The following is a 21,513-nucleotide window of genomic DNA, read 5'->3' as shown; positions in this document are numbered from 1 at the left end:
GGTTCACACCCCCGCCGCTCGGTTCTGGATCCGGCGCAGATACCGCACCAGCAACATCGAGATCACGAAGACCACCGCCCATAGCAGGAACATGTACGTCAACCCTCTGCTGTATCGCGCGTAGGTGATCGCCTCGAGGTACGCGCTGATCTGCATGGTGGTTGTGGCTTCTCCCGGACCGCCCGCGGTGAGCCCGAAGATCACGTCGAACATCTTCAGGTTGTCCATCAGCCGAAAGATCACCGCGACCAGCACGTACGGCCACAACATCGGCAAGGTCAGCTTGCGGAAGGTGAACCACCATCCCGCGCCGTCCACCGCCGCCGCCTCCAGCGGTGAGCGGGGCAGCGAACGCAGCCCCGCCAACGCGATGATCGCGACGAACGGCGTGAAGATCCAGGCGTCCACCACGACGGCCCACGCGAACGCCGAAAGGGCGGAGTCGGTGCCGTTGTAGCCGCTGATGCCCGCCGCTTCCAGGATCGGTCGGACCCAGCCGACCTCGGGAAGCAGCAGCAGTTTCCACATGATCGCGGCCAGGATCGGCGCCACCATGAGCGGCACGATCAGGATGCGCTCGAACAGCTTGCCGATGAGGCTGCTGCGGTTGAGCAGCAGCGCCACCCCGACACCGAGCACGGTCTCGACCGCGGTGGCCACGATCGCGAACGTCGCCGTCACTCGCACGGAATGCCAGAACGCGTCGCTGGAAAGCAGGTTGGCGAAGTTGTCGAACCACACGACGTCCGGCTGCGGGTTGGCGGCCGAGAAGTTGAACACCGTGTAGGAGACGCCGAGGAAGAACGGGTACAGGATGCCGACGCACAGCAGTACCGCGGGAACCGAAAGCAGGTAGGGCCACAGGGCCCGACGCCGCGAGGACACTCGCGGCGCGTCCCGCAACGCTGGTGCCTCGGCTTGGGCGGTGACCGACATCAGCCGTTGACCCTTCCTTCGAGGTCGTGAGCGAGCCGGTCCAGGGTGGACTTCGCGTCGGCGCCGCCGTAGATCTCCTGTAGCGCCGCCGCCCACGAGGTTGTGGCGTCGAAGAAGTTGGCCTGCGGCGTGAACTGGATCTTCGTCTGGTCGATGACCGTCTCGAAGGTCTCCAGGAAGCCGGTGTTACCGCCGAGCCGCTGCTTGTACTCCCCGGAGGACGCGACCGACTGCCGCACGGTGTCGATGTGCTGCTGCTGTGTCGCGGCGTAGGCAAGGTGCTTCTTCGACGTCGCCCACTGCAGCAGGTGCCATGCGGCTTCCTTGTTCTTCGATGCCGCGTTCATCCCCAACGACCAGATCCACATGTTGGTGGCCAGCGACCCGTCGGGCCCCTTCGGACCGGGGTGCCAGGCGAGTTTGCCCGCCGCGGGTGTGTCGGAGTTCTGGAAGTACGCGGCGATGTCGGCGTCGAACAGCATGCCCGCCTTGCCCGCACCCAGATCGCTGGACGCCTGGTACCAGGTGTAGGAGGTCCAACCGGAGGGTCCCGAGTCGCGCACCATCCGCGCCCACTTGCCCGTGAAGTCGACGGCCTGCTCGGAGTTCATCCTGGGAATGAGCTTGCCGTCGACCAGTTCGAAGTCCTTCAGCCCCAGCCGGGAGTACATGGTCATGAATCCCGGGTGGATCGTGGCCCACTCCTTGGAGCCGCGCACCGCGATGCCGTACATGTCGCCGAACCCGGCGCCGGACGCCTTGCGCTTGATGGTGGCCGCGATGTCGATCAGGTCGTCGAAGCTCTCCGCGGGGCGCAGCCCGAGCTTGTCGAAGACATCCTTGCGGTAGCACACCGTGTTGGTCTCGAACCCCCACGGAAGCATCCACTGCTTGCCACCGGTGCCCAGTTGGGCACCGTTGTTGAAGTCCCACTGGCCCGCGGTGAGCAGGTTGGGGAAGAAGTCGTCCGGATCGAACTCCGCGTGGGTCGCCGAGGCGTTGCTGATCCAGGGGTTCAGATCCTCGAGGTAGCCGGGTGGGCCGTACTGCCAGACCATGTAGGCACCCAGCATGAAGGCGTCGTAGTTTCCCTGACGCGACTGCAGTTCCAGGGTGACCTTGTCGAAGTAGTTGGATTCGGGGAACTCGTCGATCGCCAGCTTCATGCCCGTCTCGCGCTCGAACTCACCGCGGTGGGCCTTGAGCGCGTCGGTGTAGGGATGCTTGTTCATCAGCAGCCGGACGGTCTTGCCCTCGTGCTTCTTCCAGTCGAAGGCACCGGTGACGGCGTTCGCCGCCGAGTCGCCGCCCTGATCAGCCGGTCCGCCGCCGAAGCCGCATGCGTTCAGCAGCGGTGCGCTCGCGCCCATCGCGACACCGGCACCGAGAAGGCTCAACATTCGGCGCCGGCTCATCCCACGCCCTGCGACGACACTGTCTGCGAGGTGGTTGTGCTTCATAGCTGTTAACGAACCCTCCGGACTCGGGCTGGCGCCCAACCAGGGTCTGTTATCAACTCGCACAGATAACATGCCTCGATGTGCGCCGCGCCACAGACGTTGTGACGGAAAGAGAGTCTGACGACTACTTCACACGAAGTCAAGTGTTGTTAACAGCATCTCGTGTTATCTGATCTTTTGCCCGGGTAGCCGGAATCCCGGTTCCCCATCCACATCCGCCGACAGCCGCGGGTTGAACGCGACCAACCGCCAGCGGTCGGGCTCGGCCATGGCGAGCACGGCGCCGCTGGTGTTGTGCACTACCGGGAACCTGCGTCGGTAACGGGCCAGGTCGATGCCGAGGAGCGTGCACGTGACGAGCCGAAGCAGCGTGCTGTGGCAGACGACCAGCACGGTCCCGCCGCGATGGCGCCCGACCATGTCGTGCACGGCCGCTGTGCCACGCTCGGCCGCCGCCGCGAGGTTCTCCCCGCCCGGCAGCGGATTGCCGACGGGATCACGTTCGAAAGCCGCCCGCTCTCGCGGCCACCGTTGCCGCATCTGCTCGCTGGTCAGCCCCTCCGCCCGGCCGAAGTCGACCTCGGTGAGCCGCTCGTCCAGCAGGTGCGGCACGCGGGCGGCCGACGCGGCTCGCTGCGCGGTACGAACGGCACGGGCCAGTGGTGAGCTGTAGACCACGGTCGGGCCTGCGAGCGCCGCCCACCGCGCCAGCCGCTCGGCCTGCCGCAACCCGCGCTCGGTCAGCGGGGCGTCGGTGCGACCGCAGTAGCGGTTGCCCTCGTGGAAGGCGGTTTCGCCGTGCCGCAACAGCAGCAGCACCGTCTCGGGGCCGGCCTCGCTCAACTCGCCGTCCCCGCCAGTGCCGTGGCCAGCAGCTCATCGCCGATCCAGCCGCGCTTGGCCAACTCGGTGACCAACCGGGCGTAGGGCTCGGCGAAGCGTCGCGTGTTCTGTTGCCGTGGCTGGTGGACCCGGGCGATCCCCACCATGCGCGCGGCCGCGGAGCGAAGGTCACCGGCTGTCGCGGAGGCCGCCAGCACGGCCATGCCTACGGCTCCCTCCGCGGTGCGCGGAACGACGACGGCACGACCGAGAATGTCGGCCTGTAACTGCGTCCAGTACGCGCTTCTCGTGGCGCCGCCCGCCACCGTGACCTCGTCGGACACCTCGGCCCCCAGGCCGCGAACGTGGTCCAGACTCAGTCGTTGCGCGAAGGCCACGCCCTGCAGGATCGCGGCGAACCAGTCGGCGTCGTCCCGGGGCGTCCCGAGCGTGACACGGCTCGCCTCGGGGTGATGGAACGGGAACCGCTCCCCCACCTCCGTCAGGGGGTAGGTCACGCAGTCGGCGGGCTCCCGCTCGGCGGCGAGCCGTTCCAACCTCGCGAACGCGGAACTGTCGAACTCCCGCGTCAACAGCCCGGCTCCGGTGCTGGAGGCGCCGCCGGGCCACCAGTACCCGTCGGGCGAGCGGTGGCTGTACAGCACCCCGGTCGGATCGCGCAGCACCGTCTCGGTCACGCCCTTGAGCACCGTCGTCGTTCCCACGACGAAGCTCCACCGGCCGGGGTCCAGCACGCCGGCGGCGAGTTGGGCGGCACAGCCGTCGGTCATCCCGGCCACGACGGGGACGCCCGCGGGGATACCGGTGCGCTCCTCGGCGGTGGGACACACCCGGCCGAGCAGCGTGCCGGGGCGCACCACGTCGGGCAGCCGCTCCACCGCGAGACCGAGTGCCGCCAGCGCGTCGACCGGCCACTGCGCCCGCACGGGGTCCACCCCGGTCTTCAGCGCGTGGCTGGTGTCGGTCGCCGACGGTGTTCCGATCAGCCGAGAGGTGATGAAGTCCGACTGGTGAGCCAGCCGCGCACCCGGCCGGGTACCGCTTCGCAGCAGCCACATCGCTTTCGGCAGCGCCCACGATCGTTGCGGTAGCAGTCCGGCGGCCTGCCACGCGGGCACGGTCTGCTCCCGCACCAGTCGCGCCTGCGCCACGGCCCTGCCGTCGTCGTACATCAGCCCCGGCGTCAGCGGCCTTGCCGGGTCGTCGCCGTCTTGCTCCACCAGCAGCACCGTTCCCGACGTGGCGCAGCAGGCCATCGCGGCCAACGCGGGCGAGCCTGCCTGGCCGAGCGCCTCGCGGGTGGCGACGGCAAGCGCGTCCCACCAGGATTCGGGGTCCTGCTCGTGTCTGCCGTCCGGCCCGCGCCTGCTGGTCAACGCGGCCGAGCCCGCACCGAGTACCGCTCCCCGCTCACCCACAACGAGGGCACGCACGCTCTGGGTGCCCACGTCGATGCCGAGCCACGCGCGCCGGGAAGGCCCTTCCGGGCGCTCGTCCATCCCGCCACCTCTTCGCGATCAACGCTGTTACTTTTGATGTGAAAATAACATCATCGATCGATAAGAGGAACCGAAGGGCAGCCCGTAGCTGGAGTGGGAGGCGGGTGTCGTTCGCCGATCCCCCCGGCAGTACGTCGCCCCCGGCGGGCGGGCACTGCGGCAGTGCCGTTTCGCCGGGGGCGAGGTCGCTTCTTGCAGCCCGTCAGCCCGCATTGCAGGTCCACGGGGCGGCGGTTCACGACGGTTCGAACTCCACCACGTTGTCCAGCGCGGTGCCCATCGAGGCATTGGCCTCGCGCTCGATCATGATCTCCACCAGCACCGGGCGGCTGGTGCGCTCGGTTTCCTTACGGGCCCACTCCAGCGCGGCCCTGATGTCGTCGGGCTCGACGATCCGGATTCCCGAGCAGCCGTAGGCCTCCATGATCTTGACGTTGTCGGTGCCGTACTCGTCGTAGTGCAGGTCGACCTCGAAGTTCATGTCGTAGCCCTGCTCGGCCTGCCGGATCAGACCCAGGTACTCGTTGTTGAGCATGATGAGCACGAACGGCACGTCGTACTGTGCCGCCACGGCGAGTTCCTCCACGAGGAACTGGAACGAGTAGTCCCCGACCACGCCCACCACCTCGGCACCGGGGCAGGCCTTCTTCACCCCGATCGCGGCGGGGATCTCCCAGCCGAGTGGGCCTGCCTGCCCGCACACCTGGTAGTGCCGTGGCTTGTGCGTGCGCTGGAACTGTCCGGACCAGATCTGGTAGAGGCCGATGGCCGTCACGAAGTAGGTGTCTTCGCCGTAGTAGTCGTTGATCTCCTTGAAGACCCGTGGTGCCTTGATGGGGACGGTGTCGAAGTCCTCCCGCCTGGGCAGTTCCTCTCGCAACTCCGCGATGCGGTTCACCCACACCGCGGGGTCCACCGGTGCCGCCCGCTGTTCCGCGGCCACCTCGAGTGCGTCGAGGAATGAACCCACGTCGGAGACGACTCCCAGGTCCGGCCCGAACACCTTGCCCAGCTGGGTCGGCTCGATGTCGACGTGGATGAACTTGCGCTCACCCCGGTAGACGTCGAGCGCGCCGGTGTGGCGGTCGCCGAACCGGGCACCGAGCGCGAGCACCAGGTCCGACTCCAGAAACGCCGCGTTCGCCCACCGCTGCGAGGTCTGGATGCCCGCCATACCCGCGAACAGCGGATGGTCCTCCGGGAAGCTGCCCTTACCCATCAGCGTGACGCTCACCGGCACGCCGAGCCGTTCCGCCACCGCTCGTAGTCGTTCACTGGCATCGGCGAGTACCACCCCGCCACCGGCGAGGATCAGCGGCCGTTGCGCGGCAAGCAGCATGTCCAAAGCGCGTTCCACCCGCGCGGGCGTGGGTGCGGGACGTACGACGGGCAGCGGGGAGTCGATCGTGGAGTCCCACTCGATCTCCTGCTTCTGCACGTCGAGCGGCAGGTCGATGAGCACCGGTCCGGGACGGCCCGACCTGGCGATCCGGAACGCCTCCCGGAAGATCCACGGTGCCTGAGCGGCTTCCTTGACCTGTACCGCCCACTTGGTCACCGGGGCGGCGATCTCCACGATGTCAACGGCCTGGAAGGCTTCCTGGTGCAGCTTCGTGGACACCGCCTGCCCCGTGATGCAAAGGATCGGAATGGAATCGGCCTGCGCGGTGTAGAGCCCGGTGATCATGTTCGTGCCGGCGGGGCCGGACGTGCCGATGGCGACACCCACCTTGCCGGTGGTACGCGCCCAGCCGTCGGCCATGTGTGTCGCACCCTCCTCGTGCCTGACGATCAGGTGCTCGATGTCGCTTTCCCGCATTGCCTGGTAGAGCGGCAGGATCGCGGCGCCGGGGCAGCCGAACGTGGTGTCGACTCCCTCCGATGCCAGCACATCGACGACGGCCTGCATAACCGGAACTTTCGGCATCCTCGTCTCCTCACGCCCTGCCGGACAGTTGCTCGGTCACCTTCAGCAGTGCCGAATGATCGAGCGAGCCGTGGCCCATCGCCCTCGCCGCCGCGACCAACTGGGTGACCAGGCCGGTCATCGGCAGCGAGACGTCGGCCTGCCGCGCCGCGGCCATCGCGATCCCCATGTCCTTGTGGTGCAGGTCGATCCGGAAACCCGGCTCGAACCGCCTCGCCACCATCGACTCGCGCTTGAGGTCGAGAATGCGGTTGGCCGCCAGTCCGCCTGCGAGCACGTCCAGCCCGGTGCCCGCGTCCACACCGCAACCCTCCATCAACACGATCGCCTCACCGACAAGCGCGTAGATGCCACCGACGACGAGTTGGTTGGCGGCCTTGACCACCTGCCCCGCACCGTGCGGTCCGACGTGGACGATCGTCTTGCCCATGACCTCCAGCAGCGGTTTGGCCGCGGCGAAGTCCGATTCCTCGCCCCCGACCATGATGGACAGGTTCGCCTGCTTGGCCCCCGCCTCGCCTCCCGACACCGGCGCGTCGAGCACCCGGATGTCCTTCTCCGCCGCGACTCTGGCCACCTCGATCGAGGTCTCCGGCCTGATCGTGCTCATGTCCACGAGCAGCGCGCCCGGTTTGGCCGATTCGAGCACCCCGCCCTCACCGAGCACGACCTGCTCCACCTGCGGGTGGTTGGGCAGCATCGTGATCACCACTTCGGCACCGTCCACGGCGTCGGCCACCGACTTCGCCGCGCTGCCGCCTGCCGCGACCAGCTTGTCCAGTGCCCCGGGCACCACGTCGTAGCCGCGCACCGTGTGCTCAGCGGCCACCAGGTGTGCGGCCATCGGCGTTCCCATGATGCCGAGCCCGATGAATCCGATCTTCACAACGCCCTCCGTTCGCGCGGCAGCCAGTGCAGCGATGACTGGCTGTCGCTGGTCGGCTTGTACTCCAGTCCCACGTATCCGGCGTATCCGGCCGATTCGAGAGCGGCGAGACAGCCGTCGATGTCGAGTTCGCCCGAGCCCGGTTCGCCTCGTCCCGGTGCGTCGGCCACCTGCACGTGACCGACGCGACCGGCGTACTCGTCGATCACACCGCCGAGGTCGTCGCCGTTGACGGCGAGGTGGTACAGATCTGCCAGCAGCGTGACGTTGGCCCTACCCAGCTTGTCGAGCACGGCTACCGCCTCGGCCGCGGTGCGCAGCGGGTACTTCGGTGCCGCCGAAAGCGGCTCGAGCACGACCTGGCCGCCGACCGGCTCCACCACGCCCGCGAGGTAGTCCAGAGTGGACAGCGCGAGCTCATCCTGCCGAGCGGGTTCCACGCCGTCGATGCGGTTGCCGTAGAGGGCGTTGAAAGTGCGGCAGTCCAGCCGCCGCGCGATCCCGATCGCGACATCGACGCTGTCGCGAAACTCGGTCTCCCTGCCGACCCAGGACACCAGACCCCTGTCGCCGGAGGGCATGTCGCCCGCGAAGAAGTTCAACCCGACCAGCCGCACACCGGCATCGGAAACAGCGCTGACGAAGGCGTCGACGTCGGCGTCATCCGGCACGGCCTGCTGGAAGGGCCACCAGAACTCGATCGCGTCGAACCCGGCCTTCCTGGCTGCCTCGGGCCTTCGCAGCAGCGGAAGCTCGGTGAACAGCATGGACAGGTTGACGTCGTAGCGCAGGCGATGCCGCGCGCCGGACTGCTCAGCCATGAGGCCCCACGCCCCTTCCAGGTAATTTCACAATACGAAATTAAGTTTTCGTACTATGACAGTAACTGGCGCTTCCGGGGAACGTCAACGGTCGGCAGGTGAGCACGCTGGGTATCGCGCCTGCGGCAGCGTGTTCCGCATTCCGTCCATTTCGGACTCACATAGGCATCGGAACGGGGCCGTGTGGATCAAGGACGACCCGCGGCGTGCCTGCCCGCGGCCGAGGAGGTCAGACCGAACCGCTCAACAAAAGTCGCCGGTGACCGAAGCTGATCGGCCGCCACAGAAGGGCCTTTGTGCCCTGCTCAGGGGTCCCCCCTCTGGTGGAAGGTCGGGGCAGAGACAACACCCGCCGCGGCCGGAGGTCATGATGACTCCCACGATCGAGATTCAGAACATCACCGAAGCCGAGTGCCTCGGTCTGATGCGCTCACAACCGGTCGGCCGGCTGGTGTTCACGGAGAACGCCCTGCCCGCGATTCGCCCGGTGAACTACCTGCTCGACGGACGCGACATCATCGTGAGAGCGTCCCAGGAAACGTGGATCAGCAGGCTGGACGGCTCGGTCATCGCATTCGAGGTGGACCAGATCGACCCACGAAGTCACACCGGCTGGAGCGTGGTGGTACTCGGCAAAGCGGAGTTCGTCACCGACATCGACCAACTCGTGCGGCTGAGCGACCCCAACCACCGGCCGTGGGCACCCGGCAGGCACGACCGCTGCATGCGGCTTCGGGCCGCGGAGATCACCGGCCGCAGGCTGGCACTGGCCGGCTGAGCCGAGTCAGACGAATGGGCGCACCTCGACACCGGCCTCGGTGAGCGCCTCGCGTACCCGCCGTGCGAGCTCGACGGCTCCCCTCGTGTCGCCGTGCACGCACAGCGACCGTGGCCGCACGGTGATGACGGTCTCGTCGATGGCGGTAACCGTGCCGTCGGTGGCCATCCGCACACTGCGCTTGACCACCTCATCCGGCTCGTGCAACACGGCTCCCGGCTCACGGCGGGAAACCAGCTTGCCGTCCGGACCGTAGGCCCGGTCGGCGAAGGACTCCGGCACGGTGGAGAGTCCGGCTTCCTCGGCCTGCCGCAGCAGCTGCGACTCCGGCAGGCCGAGCAGCGGAAGCCGCGGGTCGTAGCGGCGCACTGCCTCGACGACCGCGGCGGCCTGTTCCTCGTGGCTCACCACGGCGTTGTACAGCGCACCGTGCGGCTTGACGTAGCGCACCTTCGAACCCGCGACCCTCGCGAACCCGTCGAGTGCGGCGATCTGGTAGATCACGTCGTTGACCAACTCGTGCGGGTCCATGTCGATGAAGCGCCTGCCGAATCCGGCCAGGTCCCGGTAGCCCACCTGGGCCCCGATCACCACACCCCGCTCGGTGGCCTGCTCGGTCACCCGGCGCAGCACAGAGGGGTCACCCGCGTGGAACCCGCAAGCGACGTTCGCGCTGGTCACCACGTTCAGCAGCGCCTCGTCGTCGCCGGAGAACCACGCACCGAACCCTTCGCCGAGGTCGCTGTTGAGGTCGATCACCACGTCAGCCACACACCAAGCGTAATCGCATTTCACGCCCGACCGACACAGCGAAGCCGGTGGCGCGGCACTGCCGCGGCCGCACCACCACCGGCGTCGGGACTACTTGATGCGTTCGTATGCGGGCAGCGTCAGGAAGTCGGCGAACCGCTGCGCCAGCGCGACCTCCTCGAACAGCTCAACGGCCTGGTCGAGCTGGTCGGCTGGGATCACGTCGGCGAGTTCGGAACGCACCTGACCGAGCACCGAGCGCACCAGTTCCTCGGTCACCTCGTCGCCGGTGTCGAGCCGCACACCGTTGCGCACCCACTGCCACACCTGCGAGCGCGAGATCTCCGCGGTGGCGGCGTCCTCCATCAGGTTGTGGATCGCTGCCGCGCCGTTACCGCCGAGCCAGGAGGCGATGTAGCGGACGCCGACGTCCACCGCACCGCGCAGGCCTGCCATGGTGGCGCTTCCCGCCGTCGACTCGATGTCGAGCAACTCGTCGGCGGTGACCCGCACGTCCTCGCGCAGGCGGTCGATCTGGTTCGGCTTGTCGCCGAGCACCTTGTCGAACTCCTCACGGCACAGCGCCACCATGCCCGGGTGCGCCACCCACGAGCCGTCGAAACCGTCACCGGCCTCGCGGGCCTTGTCGTCGCGGACCTTCGCGAAGGCCTTCTCGTTGACCTCGGGGTCCTTGCTCGGGATGAAGGCGGCCATGCCACCGATCGCGAACGCGCCGCGCTTGTGGCAGGTACGCACGAGCAGTTCGGTGTAGGCCCGCATGAACGGCGCCGTCATCGTGACGCTGTTGCGGTCGGGAAGCACGAACTTCTGGCCCGCGTCCCTGAAGTACTTGATGATGCTGAACAGGTAGTCCCAGCGACCCGCGTTCAGCCCGGAGGCGTGCTCGCGCAGTTCGTAGAGGATCTCCTCCATCTCGAACGCGGCGGGGATGGTCTCGATGAGCACCGTGGCCCGGATCGTGCCGTGTTCGATGCCCAGCGCGCGCTCGGCGTGGGTGAACACGTCGTTCCACAACCGCGCCTCGAGATGGCTTTCGATCTTGGGCAGGTAGAAGTACGGCCCGCTGCCGCGATGGAGCAGTTCCTTGGCGTTGTGGAAGAAGTACAACCCGAAGTCGACCAGCGCTCCGACGGCCTTGCGGCCACCGATCTCCAGGTTGCGCTCGTCGAGGTGCCAGCCGCGAGGGCGAACCACGATGGTGGCGTGCTCGACGTCGTCGCGCAGCGCGTAGTGCTTGCCGCCGCTGTCCAGTTCGATCGTGCCCCTGATCGCGTCGGAGAGGTTGACCTGGCCGGACACGACGTTGGCCCAGTGCGGGGTGTTGGCGTCCTCGAAGTCCGCGAGCCAGACCTTCGCGCCCGAGTTGAGCGCGTTGATCGTCATCTTGCGGTCGGTGGGACCGGTGATCTCGACCCTTCGGTCGCGCAGCGCGGGCGGCGCCTCGGCGACCTGCCACTGCGACTCGCGGATCTGGCTGGTCTCCGGGAGGAAGTCCAGCCTGCCGGTGCGCTTGGCCTCCTCTCGCCGGTGCACGCGAGCCTCGAGCAGTTTGTCCCGCGTCGCGGCGAAGGCGTCGTGAAGATCAGCGAGGAACCGCAGCGCTTCCTGCGTCAAGACCTCGTCGCCACGCTCGACGGCATCGCCGAGCACGCGAACATCAGACATGCGAACACCCCAAAATAACGATCATCTTGTTTTATATCTCGGACTATAGTTTCTACATTGCGGAAGCTCAACGCGAGAGGAGTCAGTGTGGCGGCCGAGAGATCAGCAGCCGGCGGCGTGCAGTCGCTCCAGCGGGCGTTCGAGCTGCTCGAGCGGCTTGCCGACACCGGGGGTGAGGCGAGTCTCTCCGAGCTGGCGACGTCCTCGGGGCTACCCATGCCCACGATCCACCGGCTCATCCGCACCCTCGTCGCGCTGGGCTACGTGCGGCAGAACGCCAACCGCCGCTACGCACTGGGAGCACGGCTGATCCGGCTCGGCGAGAACGCCAGCCTGCAGTTCGGCACCTGGGCGCGGCCGCTGCTGGCCGAACTGGTGGAGGAGGTCGGCGAGACGGCCAACCTCGCCGTGCTCGAGCGCGACGAGGTGGTCTACGTCGCGCAGGTCCCCTCGCGGCACTCGATGCGCATGTTCACCGAGGTGGGTCGCAGGTTGCTGCCGCACGGCACCGGCGTGGGCAAGGCCATACTCGCCCACCTGCCCGCCGACGAGGTGCGGGCGCTGCTGGAGCGCACCGGGATGCCCGCCTACACCGAGCACACCCACACCGACCCGGACGCGTTTCTCGATCATCTCGGCATCGTCGCGAAGCAGGGATACGCACTCGACGAGGCCGAACAGGAGCTCGGTGTTCGCTGCCTGGCTGTACCCGTGCTCGGCGCCCCGACTCCCACAGCCGTGTCGGTGTCCGGCCCCGAGGGCAGGCTGACCGACGATGCCGTCGAGCGCATCGCGCCGATCGTGCGGCACATCGCCGGGGAGTTGTCGCAGCAGCTTTCCGCCCGCGACCTCACCGCGTGACGGCCGAACCCGGCCCGGGTTCGCTCAGTCGAGCAGTGCGTCGACGAAGGCGGCGGCCTCGAACGGCGCGAGGTCGTCGGGTCCTTCACCGAGCCCGACGAGTTTGACCGGAACTCCGAGCTCGCGCTGCACCTGGAAGACGATGCCGCCCTTGGCCGTGCCGTCGAGCTTGGTCAGCACGATCCCGGTGACGTCGATGACCTCGGAGAACACCCGCGCCTGGGCGAGCCCGTTCTGCCCGGTCGTGGCGTCGAGGACGAGCAGCACCTCGTCCACCTTGGCCTGCTTCTCAACCACCCGCTTGACCTTGCCCAGCTCGTCCATGAGCCCGGTCTTGGTGTGCAACCTGCCCGCCGTGTCGATCAGCACGGCATCGGCCTGGGCGTCGACCCCCCGCTTGACGGCGTCGAACGCCACCGAGGCGGGATCGGCTCCTTCCTTGCCACGCACCACCTCGGCGCCCACCCGCTGCGACCAGGTCTGCAACTGGTCGGCGGCGGCGGCACGGAAGGTGTCGGCCGCACCGAGCACCACACTCCTGCCCTGCGACACCAGCACCCTGGCGAGCTTGCCGGTCGTGGTGGTCTTGCCGGTGCCGTTGACGCCGGCCACCAGCACCACCGCGGGTTGCTTCGTACCGTCCACCGTGTGCGGGAGCGCACGCACCGCGCGATCGGAGTCGGCGCCGAGCGCCTCGGTGAGCACCTCACTCAGCAGCGCCCTTGCGTCGTCGGAGGTGCGGACACCGCGCGCGGACAGCTGGGCACGCAGCCGCTGCACGATCTCGGTGGTGGTCGACGCACCCAGATCCGCGACAAGCAGCGTGTCCTCGACGTCCTGCCAGGAATCCTCGTCGAGGTCGCCTGCGCCGAGCAGGCCGAGCAGGCTCTGCCCGAGCGCGGAGCGGGACTTCGAAAGCCGGCCTCGCAGCCGTTCGATGCGTCCCTCTGCCGACGGCACCTCTTCCGGCTCGGGCTCCGGCGGCGCTGCGGGAACCTCCGGCTCCGGCGCCTGCCTCGGCTGCGGCAGCGGCTGCTCCTCCGGCAGGCCGACATCCACCAGACCCCGCCGTGGTGCGTCCCTCGGCACGGCCGCGTCGTCGCCGACTCCTGGCTCACCGTCGGCTTCGGTGCGCTCCTCGACCGGATGCCGGGGTGGCGCGTCCTCCCCGCCGGGCGCGAACGCGATGCCACCACCCGCCTGGTAACGGCCTGCCTTGGGCTTCTCCTCCCGCTCGCGCTCGAGGCTGATCCTGCGGTTACGCGCGACGATCAACCCCGCGACCAGCGCCACCACCACGACGGCGGCAACAGCGATGACGATCCACATCAAGGTGTCTGACACGATTGCCATCCTCGCATCCGTCGTCGTCGCAGGCAGCGTGCCCCTGACCGCGTGGTGAAGAGTCCACCTCCGATACGAATTTCGCGGCAAAGACGCACCCAAACCTTGCGCGGTGCACGCCACGTGGACTAGACCACTGCCGTGGCAGCTAGCAGCGCGGCTCTGCGGGTCGTCGGGCTCATCTCCGGAACGTCGATCGACGGCATCGACGTGGCGGTGGCGCAGTTCCACCGCGACGGTGACGAACTGGTGCTCGACCCACTCGGCGCGCTGGAGTTCGACTACCCGCCCGACCTGCGCGAGGAACTGCACACCGCGCTGCCACCGGCCTGCTGCGACGCCCAGAGCCTGACCAGGCTCGACACGCTGGTCGGCCAGGCGTTCGCCGAAGCGGCCGAGGCCGGGGTGCACCGCCTCGCACTCGGCCGAGCACACCTGGTCGCCTCACTCGGCCAGACCCTCTACCACTGGGTCGAGCACGGCACCGCGCTCGGCACGCTGCAGCTGGGTCAACCGGCCTGGGTCGCCGAACGCACCGGCCTCGCGGTGGTGGCCGACCTGCGGGCGAGGGACATAGCCGCCGGTGGGCACGGCGCGCCACTGGCGGCCACACTCGACGCGCTGTGGCTACGAACATCCGCCGAAGAGGCGGCGGAGCCGGTGGCCGCCCTCAACATCGGCGGCATCGCCAACCTCACCGTCGTTCACCCCGACGGCTCCGTGCTGGCCTACGACACCGGGCCCGGCAACGCGCTGCTCGACGCCGCCGCTGCCGAGGTGACCGGCGGGGCACAGCACAGCGACGTCGACGGCGCACTGGCCGCGCGCGGGCGTGTTCGCCCGGATCTGCTGCGACGCCTACTGTCGGAGCCCTACTACTCGCTGCCGCCGCCCAAGTCGACAGGCAAGGAGGTCTTCCACTCCGGCTACCTGCGCGAGGCCACCGAGGGGCTGCCACCCGTCGCGGGCCCCGACCTGCTGGCCACGCTCACCGAACTGACCGCGGCGACGATCAGGGCCGAATGCGGCAGGCACGGCGTCACCACGGTGGTCACCTCCGGTGGCGGCCTTCACAACCCCGCGCTGGTCAGCGCACTGGGCCGCGACCTCAGCCTGGTGCCGAGCGACGAGTTGGGGTTGCCTGCCGACGCCAAGGAGGCCTACCTCAGCGCGCTGCTCGGGTGGCTCACCTGGCACGGGTTGCCTGCCAACCTGCCGGGCGCGACCGGCGCGCGTGGCCTGCGGCTGCTCGGCAGCATCACGCCAGGGCACTCACCGCTGCACCTGCCTCCCCCCTCGCCTCCCGTGCACCGGTTGCGGGTGGCGCGCAACGTTTCTACACGCTAGGAGATGCCAATGCGCGCACTCGATCTCGCGATCATCGCGGTCTTCCTGGTCGGCACGCCGCTGCTGGGTATCGCGTTGAGCGGAAAGCAGCGCACATCCACCGACTACTTCGTCGGCAGCAGGCAGGTGCCGTGGTGGGCGGTGACGTTCTCCGTGGTCGCGACCGAGACCTCCACGCTGACCGTCATCAGCGTCCCCACCGTGGCCTACCTCGGCAACGTCACCTACCTGCAACTGGCGATCGGCTACCTCATCGGCAGGGTGCTGGTCGCGTTCGTGTTGTTGCCCAGGTACTACGCGGGCAACCTGGTCAGCGCCTACGGCTTCCTCGGCAAGCGGTTCGGCAACGGGCTGCAGGGCACGGCCTCGGTGACGTTCCTGGTCACCCGGCTGCTGGCCGACGGGGTGCGGCTGTTCGCCACCGCCATCCCGGTCAAGCTCGTCCTGGCGGGGCTGGGCATGGACGTGCCGTACTGGGTGATCATCGCGGCGATCGCGGTGTTCGCGGTGATCTACACCTATCTCGGCGGCATCCGGGCGGTGATCTGGGTCGACGTCGTGCAGATGAGCATCTACGTGCTCGGCGCCGTGGCCGCGGTGGTGGTGCTGGCGGGCAAGTTGCCTGACGGCTGGTTCGCAGGTGCCTTCGACGCGGGCAAGTTCCAGTTCTTCGACTTCTCTCCGGATCTGCTCACCAACCCCTACGCCTTCGGCACCGCCGTCGTGGGTGGCGCGCTGTTCGCGATGGCCTCCCACGGCGCCGACCAGTTGATGGTGCAGCGGCTGCTGGCCTGCCGCACCGTCAAGGACAGTCAGAAAGCCGTCATCGCCAGCGGCGGTGTGGTCTTCGTGCAGTTCGCGCTGTTCCTGCTCGTCGGCGCCATGCTGTGGTCGTTCTACCGTGGCGCGAGCCCGGAAGCTCTCGGGCTGGCAGCGACCGACGAACTGTTCCCCAGGTTCATCGTCGAGCAGTTGCCGTCGGGGCTTTCCGGACTGCTCATCGCGGGCATCCTGGCCGCGGCCATGAGCACGATCTCCTCGTCGCTCAACTCGCTTTCCACCTCGACGGTGAGCGACATCTACCAGCACGTGACCAGGCGGCGGCTACCCGACGAGGTCGTGCTCAGCAGGGCGAAGCTGTGGACGCTGCTGTGGGCCGGGGTGTTCGTGCTGTTCGCCTCCATGTTCACCAGTACCGAGCAGCCGGTGGTGGAGGTGGGGCTGAGCATCGCGAGCTACACCTACGGCGCGCTGCTGGGCGCCTTCTTCCTCGGCATCCTGGTGAAGCGGGCACGGCAGGCCGACGCCATCGCGGCCTTCGGCTGCACGATCGCGGTTTCGGCCACCTTCGTGCTCGGCATCGAGTTCACGGTGGACGGAGAGCCGACCTCGCTGGCGTTTCCGTGGTACGTGCCGCTCGGTGTGCTGGTGACGTTGCTGGTGGGCGGGCTGCTGTCGCTGCGCCACTCCTCCCCCGACCCCAAGGCACGACAACCGCAACACCAGGAGGCTGCCTGACGCTTGCTGTCAAGCAGCCGCTGCGTTGCGTTCGTCGTCGGGCCGGTGGGGCAGGCGGCTGCCCGACAGGCGCAAGGAATGTCGATGCGTCGCCTGGTGTCGCGTTAGACGCTCACCGCGTCGGCGACCGAGCCGACGAACCTCGCGCGGCCGTCGGCCTGCCACTCCACCGGCACGCCCAGCCGCGTGGGTGGCCTGCGCAGCGACTCGGGCAGGTCCTCGGACGACACCCGCGCCAGCCGCGTCCACTTGCGGCGGATCTCGCCGAGGCGCTGCGCACCCGCGAGCAACTGGTCCCACTCGGGCACCGGGATCGCGGAGGCGGCACCGTCGAGCACCGTCTGGTCGGCAGTGGCCCAGGTGATCGGTGAGGCGTCGAAGCTCCACCAGCGTCCGCTCCACGGCGGCGCGACGAAGCCGTGCAGCACACACGGGATGCGCTGCCCGGGAACGAAATGGGTCTGCTCGCGGGCGCGGAACGTGACGAGGCGGTAGGCGAACTCGGGCGTGGCCGCCGGGTCGCGGGAGATCTCGCCGAGCACCAGCATCCGCACCGTGTCGTCGGCCTGCTCCATGACCATGCCAGGCGCCAGCGGTCCGCCGCGAAAGGGTTTGGTGGCGTTGCTCGCGATGAGTCCGCGCACGAACAGCAGCAGCCCGACCAGCGCGGCCAGCACGCCGAGCAGCACTCCCCACCAACCGCCGTCCACGATGGACCACCCACCGAGCGCGAGCAGGCCGCACCCGACCACGATGCCGATCGCGAGCCACATCGCGCGTCGGTACACATTGGGGCTGCTCTCCCGCAGGTGAACGGGGTCGATCGGGGCGTCGAAGTACCGTCGCGGATCACCAGCGGGCCAACCGTCGTCTGCCATGCAGGGCATCTTGGCAGACCTGCCGCCGCCACGGGACCCTTCGTAACAGATCGCGAGTCCCCCCTTCCTGCCCGCGAGTCCCCCCTTCCTGCCCGCGAGTTCTGCGTTCCTGCCCGCGAGTCCCTCGCCCAGGCCCACGAACTCTGCGTTCCGGAGTCGAACGGACACACGTGTCGCCCAGCCAGCCGAGCGAGCCTTCGTGCCGAAACCGACACCGCAGCGCGGCACTCGCGGCCGAGAGCGCAGAACTCGCCGACGGGAACGCAGGACTCGCCGACGGGAACGGGGGACTCGCCGGCGAGAGCCGGGGTCAGGCGGCTGGGGTCGGCTGCTCGTCGTCCTTGCGCAACCGCTGTGAGATGACCTGCGTGATGCCGTCGCCCTGCATGCTCACGCCGTACAACGCGTCGGCGATCTCCATCGTCGGCTTCTGGTGCGTGATGATGATCAACTGGGAGTTCGCACGCAACTGCTCGAGCAACCCGATGAGGCGGCGCATGTTGGTGTCGTCCAGCGCCGCCTCGACCTCGTCCATGACGTAGAACGGCGACGGCCTCGCCCGGAAGATCGCCACCAGCATCGCCACCGCGACCAGCGACTTCTCACCGCCGGACAGCAACGACAGCCGCTTGACCTTCTTGCCCGGCGGGCGCGCCTCGACATCGACCCCGGTGGCCAGCATGTCGTCCGGCTCGGTGAGCACCATGCGGCCCTCGCCACCGGGGAACAGCACGGAGAACACGGTCTCGAACTCGCGGGCCACATCGTGGTAGGCGCTGGCGAAGACCTCGAGGATCTTGTCGTCGACCTCCTTGATGACCGTGAGCAGGTCCTTGCGGGTCGCCTTGAGGTCTTCCAGCTGTGTGGAGAGGAACTTGTACCGCTCCTCCAGCGCCGCGAACTCCTCCAGCGCGAGCGGGTTCACCTTGCCCAGCAACGCAAGGTCCTTCTCCGCCCGCTTGGCCCTGCGCGCCTGGGTGTTCCGGTCGTAGGGAATGGGCTGCGGCGCCATGACGGTCTCGCCGCGTTCCTTCGCCGCCTCGTACTCGGCCAACTCCCCCGCGCCCGGCGGCACCGGGACCTCGGGTCCGTACTCGGCGACAAGGTCGTCCAGCCCGATCCCGAACTCCTCGGTGATCTTGGCTTCGAGTTGTTCCAGCCGCAGCCGCTGCTCCGCACGCAGCACCTCGTCGCGGTGCACGGCGTCGGTGAGCTTCTCCAGCTCGCCGGTGAGTTCGCGCACGCGGGAGCGCACCTGGGCCAGCGCGGTTTCCCTGCTTTCCCGCCTGCGCTGCACCTCGTCGCGCTGCTCGGAGGCGAGCCGCAGCGATACCTCGATACGTTCGAGCGCGATCTCGCCGCCGTTGACGACGGCGGCGGCGATCTCCGCCCCTCGCTTCCTCGCGATCCTGGCGCGCTCGGCCCGTTCGCGCGCCTGGCGCTCGGCCTCGGCGGCCCGGCGAAGCGAGTCCGCCTTGCCCGCGATGCCGCGTGCCCGCTCCTCCGCGGTGCGCAGCGCGAGCCGGGCGTCGACCTCCTCCTGCCTCACCTCGCTGAGGGATTCGGCCGCCTCGTCGCGTTCGGTGGTGTCGGGGTCCTCGTCGACCGGTTGGTCCGAAACGGCCGCCAGCCGCTCCTCCAGCTCGTTGAGCTGGGTGAGCATGTCCTCCCTGTTCCGCTCCACCTTCGCGCGCTGGTCTCGCAGCCGTTCCACTTCGGACTCCGCGGAGCGGGCCGCCTGTTGCAGGCTGCTGAGCCGTTCCGAGGAGCGAGCCTTTCGTACCTTGGCCTCGTTGAGCGCCTCCTTGGCCGCTGCCACCTCCGCCCTGCGATCCTGCTGGTCGGCACGCGCGCCCTCCAACTCCGCCGCCGTGCGCTGCAGCACGCGCTCGGCCGCCGCGAGCCGGTCCTGCGCCTCGTCCACGGCGGCCTGGACCTCGATCACGCTCTCGTCCTTGGCGGAACCACCCACCGCCCAGTGCGCTCCCAGCACATCGCCGTCCCTGGTGACGGCTGTGACTTCCGGGTGCTCGCGCACGAAGGCGCGTGCCTGGTCGAGCGAGTTGACGACGGCAACCCGTTGCAGCGCACGTTCGACCGCTCCGCGCAGCGCATCCGGGGCTCTGACCACGTCGCGAGCCCAGCGAGCGCCGTCCGGCAGTGCTGGCCACCCCGACGGCACGGCCGCCTGCTCGCCGCCGACGAGGATTCCCGCCCGCCCTGACTCGGTTTCCTTGAGGTGCCGCAGCGCGGCGACGGCGTCCTCACCGCCCTGCACCGCCACCGCATCGGCGACCGGTCCCAGCGCCGCGGCGAGCGCCACCTCGTAGCCAGGGTCGACGGTGAGCAGGGCGGCCACGGACCCCAACAGCCCCGGTAGTTCGTCGGCGGCGGCGAGCAGTGCGCCCGCGCCGTCCTTGCGGTTGAGCCCCATGGAAAGGGCGTCGACGCGGGCACGCTCCGAGGCGATGTCCCGCTCGGCGGCGCGCTCGGCCTTCACCAGTTCCTCGACCCTGGCCTTGGCCGCGTTGTTGGCCTCGACCGCACGGTCGTGCCGTTCGCGCAGCCCCGCGTCGTCGGACTCCTCGACGCCGCCCTCCGCGCGGGCACGCTCGAGTTCCTCCGCGGCGGTCTCGGCTCTGGCCATCGCCTCGTCGATGCCGCTGGTGAGTCGCTCGATCTCCTCGGCGGTGGCGGCGCTCTTGCTGCGAAGCGCCTCTACCTGGCCGCTGAGTTTGGCGATCCCCTCACGCCGGTCGGCGATGGCGCGCACGGCTGCCATGTGAGCGCGTTCGGCAGCCTGCACCACGCGTTCCAGGTGCTCACGCCGCTCGATCGTCTCCGACAGCATCGCCCTTGCCTGCGACACCGCCTCGTTCAGCTCGTCCTCGCGCTCGGCGGCCCGCTCCGCCTCGGCGAGCAGTTCCTCCGGGTCGCGCCCCGAGCCCGCGGTCTCGACTTCCGAAGAAAGGTGCCGTTGCCGCTCGACGGCCAGGCGCACCGTGCCGCGCAGCCGCTCGGCCAGCGCCGACAGCTTGTACCAGGTGTCCTGTGCGGCGGTAAGCAGCGGCGCGTCCTCCGCGAGGGCGTTCTCCAGTTCGGTCTGCTCGGACGTGGCAACCTCGAGGGCCTGCTCCACCTCGGCGCGGCGAGCGCGGGCGGCCTTCTCGTCGGCCTCCTCCTTCTCGATCTCCCTGCGCTGGGTGACCAGGTCGTCGGCGAAAAGGCGGAGCTTGGCGTCTCGCAGTTCGGACTGCACCACCTGTGCCTTGCGGGCGATCTCGGCCTGCTTACCAAGCGGTTTCAGCTGGCGGCGCAACTCGGCGGTGAGGTCGTTGAGCCGGTCGAGGTTGCCCTGCATGGCGTTGAGCTTGCGCAGCGCCTTTTCCTTGCGCTTGCGGTGCTTGAGTACGCCCGCGGCCTCCTCGATGAAGGCGCGCCGGTCCTCGGGCTTGGACTGCAGGATCTCCGAAAGCTGACCCTGCCCGACGATGACGTGCATCTCCCGACCGATACCGGAGTCGGACAGCAGTTCCTGGATGTCGAGCAGGCGGCAGGAGCTGCCGTTGATCTCGTACTCGCTGGCGCCGTCGCGAAACATCCGGCGGGTGATCGAGACCTCGGTGTAGTCGATGGGCAGCGCGCCGTCGCTGTTGTCGATGGTCAGGGTCACCTCGGCACGGCCGAGCGGCGCCCGGCCCGAGGTTCCGGCGAAGATGACGTCTTCCATCTTGCCGCCGCGCAGGTCCTTGGCCCCCTGCGTGCCCATCACCCAGCGCAGCGCGTCGAGCACGTTCGACTTGCCGGAGCCGTTGGGCCCGACCACGCACGTGATGCCCGGCTCGAACCGCAGGGTCGTCGCCGACGCGAAGGACTTGAAGCCCTTGAGCGTCAAGCTTTTCAGGTGCACGCGGCGTAGACCTTCCCCTCACGACTCCCGTTGCCGATCGAGGCGATGCTACCCGGGCGGGCGGTGGGG

At 68.8% G+C, this 21,513-nt stretch carries 16 protein-coding genes; 4 read left to right on the top strand and 12 right to left on the bottom strand.

Features of this window, described 5'->3' with window-relative positions; genetic code table 11:
• Window positions 1-3 precede the first annotated feature (3 nt).
• From SACMADRAFT_RS06535 to SACMADRAFT_RS06505, 7 genes are all read right to left on the bottom strand, one after another.
• Window positions 4-936, bottom strand: coding sequence for a carbohydrate ABC transporter permease (locus SACMADRAFT_RS06535; protein ID WP_009153000.1), 933 nt, complete (start codon window positions 934-936; stop codon window positions 4-6).
• On the bottom strand, window positions 936-2,336 hold the full coding sequence (locus SACMADRAFT_RS06530) for an ABC transporter substrate-binding protein (protein ID WP_009152999.1): 1,401 nt from the start codon (window positions 2,334-2,336) through the stop codon (window positions 936-938). Before SACMADRAFT_RS06530 ends, SACMADRAFT_RS06535 begins: the two co-directional genes overlap by 1 nt.
• Before the next feature lie 225 nt (window positions 2,337-2,561).
• A complete protein-coding gene (locus SACMADRAFT_RS06525) occupies window positions 2,562-3,239 on the bottom strand; it encodes a histidine phosphatase family protein (RefSeq protein WP_009152998.1) in 678 nt (225 codons plus the stop codon).
• On the bottom strand, window positions 3,236-4,738 hold the full coding sequence (locus SACMADRAFT_RS06520; RefSeq protein ID WP_009152997.1) for an FGGY-family carbohydrate kinase: 1,503 nt from the start codon (window positions 4,736-4,738) through the stop codon (window positions 3,236-3,238). Before SACMADRAFT_RS06520 ends, SACMADRAFT_RS06525 begins: the two co-directional genes overlap by 4 nt.
• Window positions 4,739-4,973: 235 nt before the next feature.
• On the bottom strand, window positions 4,974-6,647 hold the full coding sequence (gene gcl, locus SACMADRAFT_RS06515; protein WP_040925576.1) for a glyoxylate carboligase: 1,674 nt from the start codon (window positions 6,645-6,647) through the stop codon (window positions 4,974-4,976).
• A gap of 28 nt (window positions 6,648-6,675) precedes the next feature.
• The gene (locus SACMADRAFT_RS06510; protein ID WP_009152995.1) at window positions 6,676-7,551 is read right to left on the bottom strand and encodes a 2-hydroxy-3-oxopropionate reductase; all 876 of its coding nucleotides are present in this window, start codon (window positions 7,549-7,551) and stop codon (window positions 6,676-6,678) included.
• Complete coding sequence (locus SACMADRAFT_RS06505; RefSeq protein WP_009152994.1) at window positions 7,548-8,372, bottom strand: hydroxypyruvate isomerase family protein; 825 nt, start codon at window positions 8,370-8,372, stop codon at window positions 7,548-7,550. Before SACMADRAFT_RS06505 ends, SACMADRAFT_RS06510 begins: the two co-directional genes overlap by 4 nt.
• Before the next feature lie 370 nt (window positions 8,373-8,742).
• Between SACMADRAFT_RS06505 and SACMADRAFT_RS06500 the strand changes: the two genes are divergently transcribed.
• Window positions 8,743-9,150 carry a pyridoxamine 5'-phosphate oxidase family protein gene (locus tag SACMADRAFT_RS06500; RefSeq protein WP_009152993.1) on the top strand — a complete coding sequence of 136 codons (408 nt, stop codon included), beginning with the start codon at window positions 8,743-8,745 and terminating at the stop codon, window positions 9,148-9,150.
• Between the two features lie 6 nt (window positions 9,151-9,156).
• On the opposite strand, the gene SACMADRAFT_RS06495 is transcribed toward SACMADRAFT_RS06500, so the two are convergent.
• Window positions 9,157-9,912 (bottom strand): LamB/YcsF family protein, encoded by a 756-nt coding sequence (locus SACMADRAFT_RS06495; RefSeq protein WP_009152992.1) that lies wholly within the window; start codon window positions 9,910-9,912, stop codon window positions 9,157-9,159.
• Between the two features lie 99 nt (window positions 9,913-10,011).
• Window positions 10,012-11,586 (bottom strand): malate synthase A, encoded by a 1,575-nt coding sequence (gene aceB / locus SACMADRAFT_RS06490; protein ID WP_009152991.1) that lies wholly within the window; start codon window positions 11,584-11,586, stop codon window positions 10,012-10,014.
• Between the two features lie 87 nt (window positions 11,587-11,673).
• Here aceB and SACMADRAFT_RS06485 point away from each other — a divergent pair, with 87 nt between their 5' ends.
• Window positions 11,674-12,447, top strand: a complete 774-nt coding sequence (locus tag SACMADRAFT_RS06485; protein WP_009152990.1) for an IclR family transcriptional regulator — start codon at window positions 11,674-11,676, stop codon at window positions 12,445-12,447.
• A gap of 24 nt (window positions 12,448-12,471) precedes the next feature.
• On the opposite strand, the gene ftsY is transcribed toward SACMADRAFT_RS06485, so the two are convergent.
• The gene (gene ftsY / locus SACMADRAFT_RS06480) at window positions 12,472-13,800 is read right to left on the bottom strand and encodes a signal recognition particle-docking protein FtsY (protein WP_009152989.1); all 1,329 of its coding nucleotides are present in this window, start codon (window positions 13,798-13,800) and stop codon (window positions 12,472-12,474) included.
• 132 nt (window positions 13,801-13,932) lie between these two features.
• Between ftsY and SACMADRAFT_RS06475 the strand changes: the two genes are divergently transcribed.
• Window positions 13,933-15,138: an anhydro-N-acetylmuramic acid kinase gene (locus SACMADRAFT_RS06475; RefSeq protein ID WP_009152988.1), complete on the top strand. Its 1,206-nt coding sequence runs from the start codon at window positions 13,933-13,935 to the stop codon at window positions 15,136-15,138.
• A 9-nt stretch (window positions 15,139-15,147) separates the two neighbouring features.
• Window positions 15,148-16,656: a sodium:solute symporter gene (locus SACMADRAFT_RS06470; protein ID WP_009152987.1), complete on the top strand. Its 1,509-nt coding sequence runs from the start codon at window positions 15,148-15,150 to the stop codon at window positions 16,654-16,656.
• 104 nt (window positions 16,657-16,760) lie between these two features.
• Here the strand turns inward: SACMADRAFT_RS06470 and SACMADRAFT_RS06465 are convergent, their stop codons facing one another.
• Together SACMADRAFT_RS06465 and smc are read right to left on the bottom strand one after the other, a co-directional pair.
• Complete coding sequence (locus SACMADRAFT_RS06465) at window positions 16,761-17,534, bottom strand: DUF3239 domain-containing protein (protein ID WP_332307194.1); 774 nt, start codon at window positions 17,532-17,534, stop codon at window positions 16,761-16,763.
• A 310-nt stretch (window positions 17,535-17,844) separates the two neighbouring features.
• The gene (smc, locus tag SACMADRAFT_RS06460) at window positions 17,845-21,444 is read right to left on the bottom strand and encodes a chromosome segregation protein SMC (RefSeq protein ID WP_009152985.1); all 3,600 of its coding nucleotides are present in this window, start codon (window positions 21,442-21,444) and stop codon (window positions 17,845-17,847) included.
• Window positions 21,445-21,513: the final 69 nt, after the last annotated feature.

Source organism: Saccharomonospora marina XMU15 (assembly GCF_000244955.1).
GTDB lineage: Bacteria > Actinomycetota > Actinomycetes > Mycobacteriales > Pseudonocardiaceae > Saccharomonospora_A > Saccharomonospora_A marina.
Note: the sequence above shows the minus strand (reverse complement) of the source record. Positions and strands in the feature narration are given on the sequence as shown.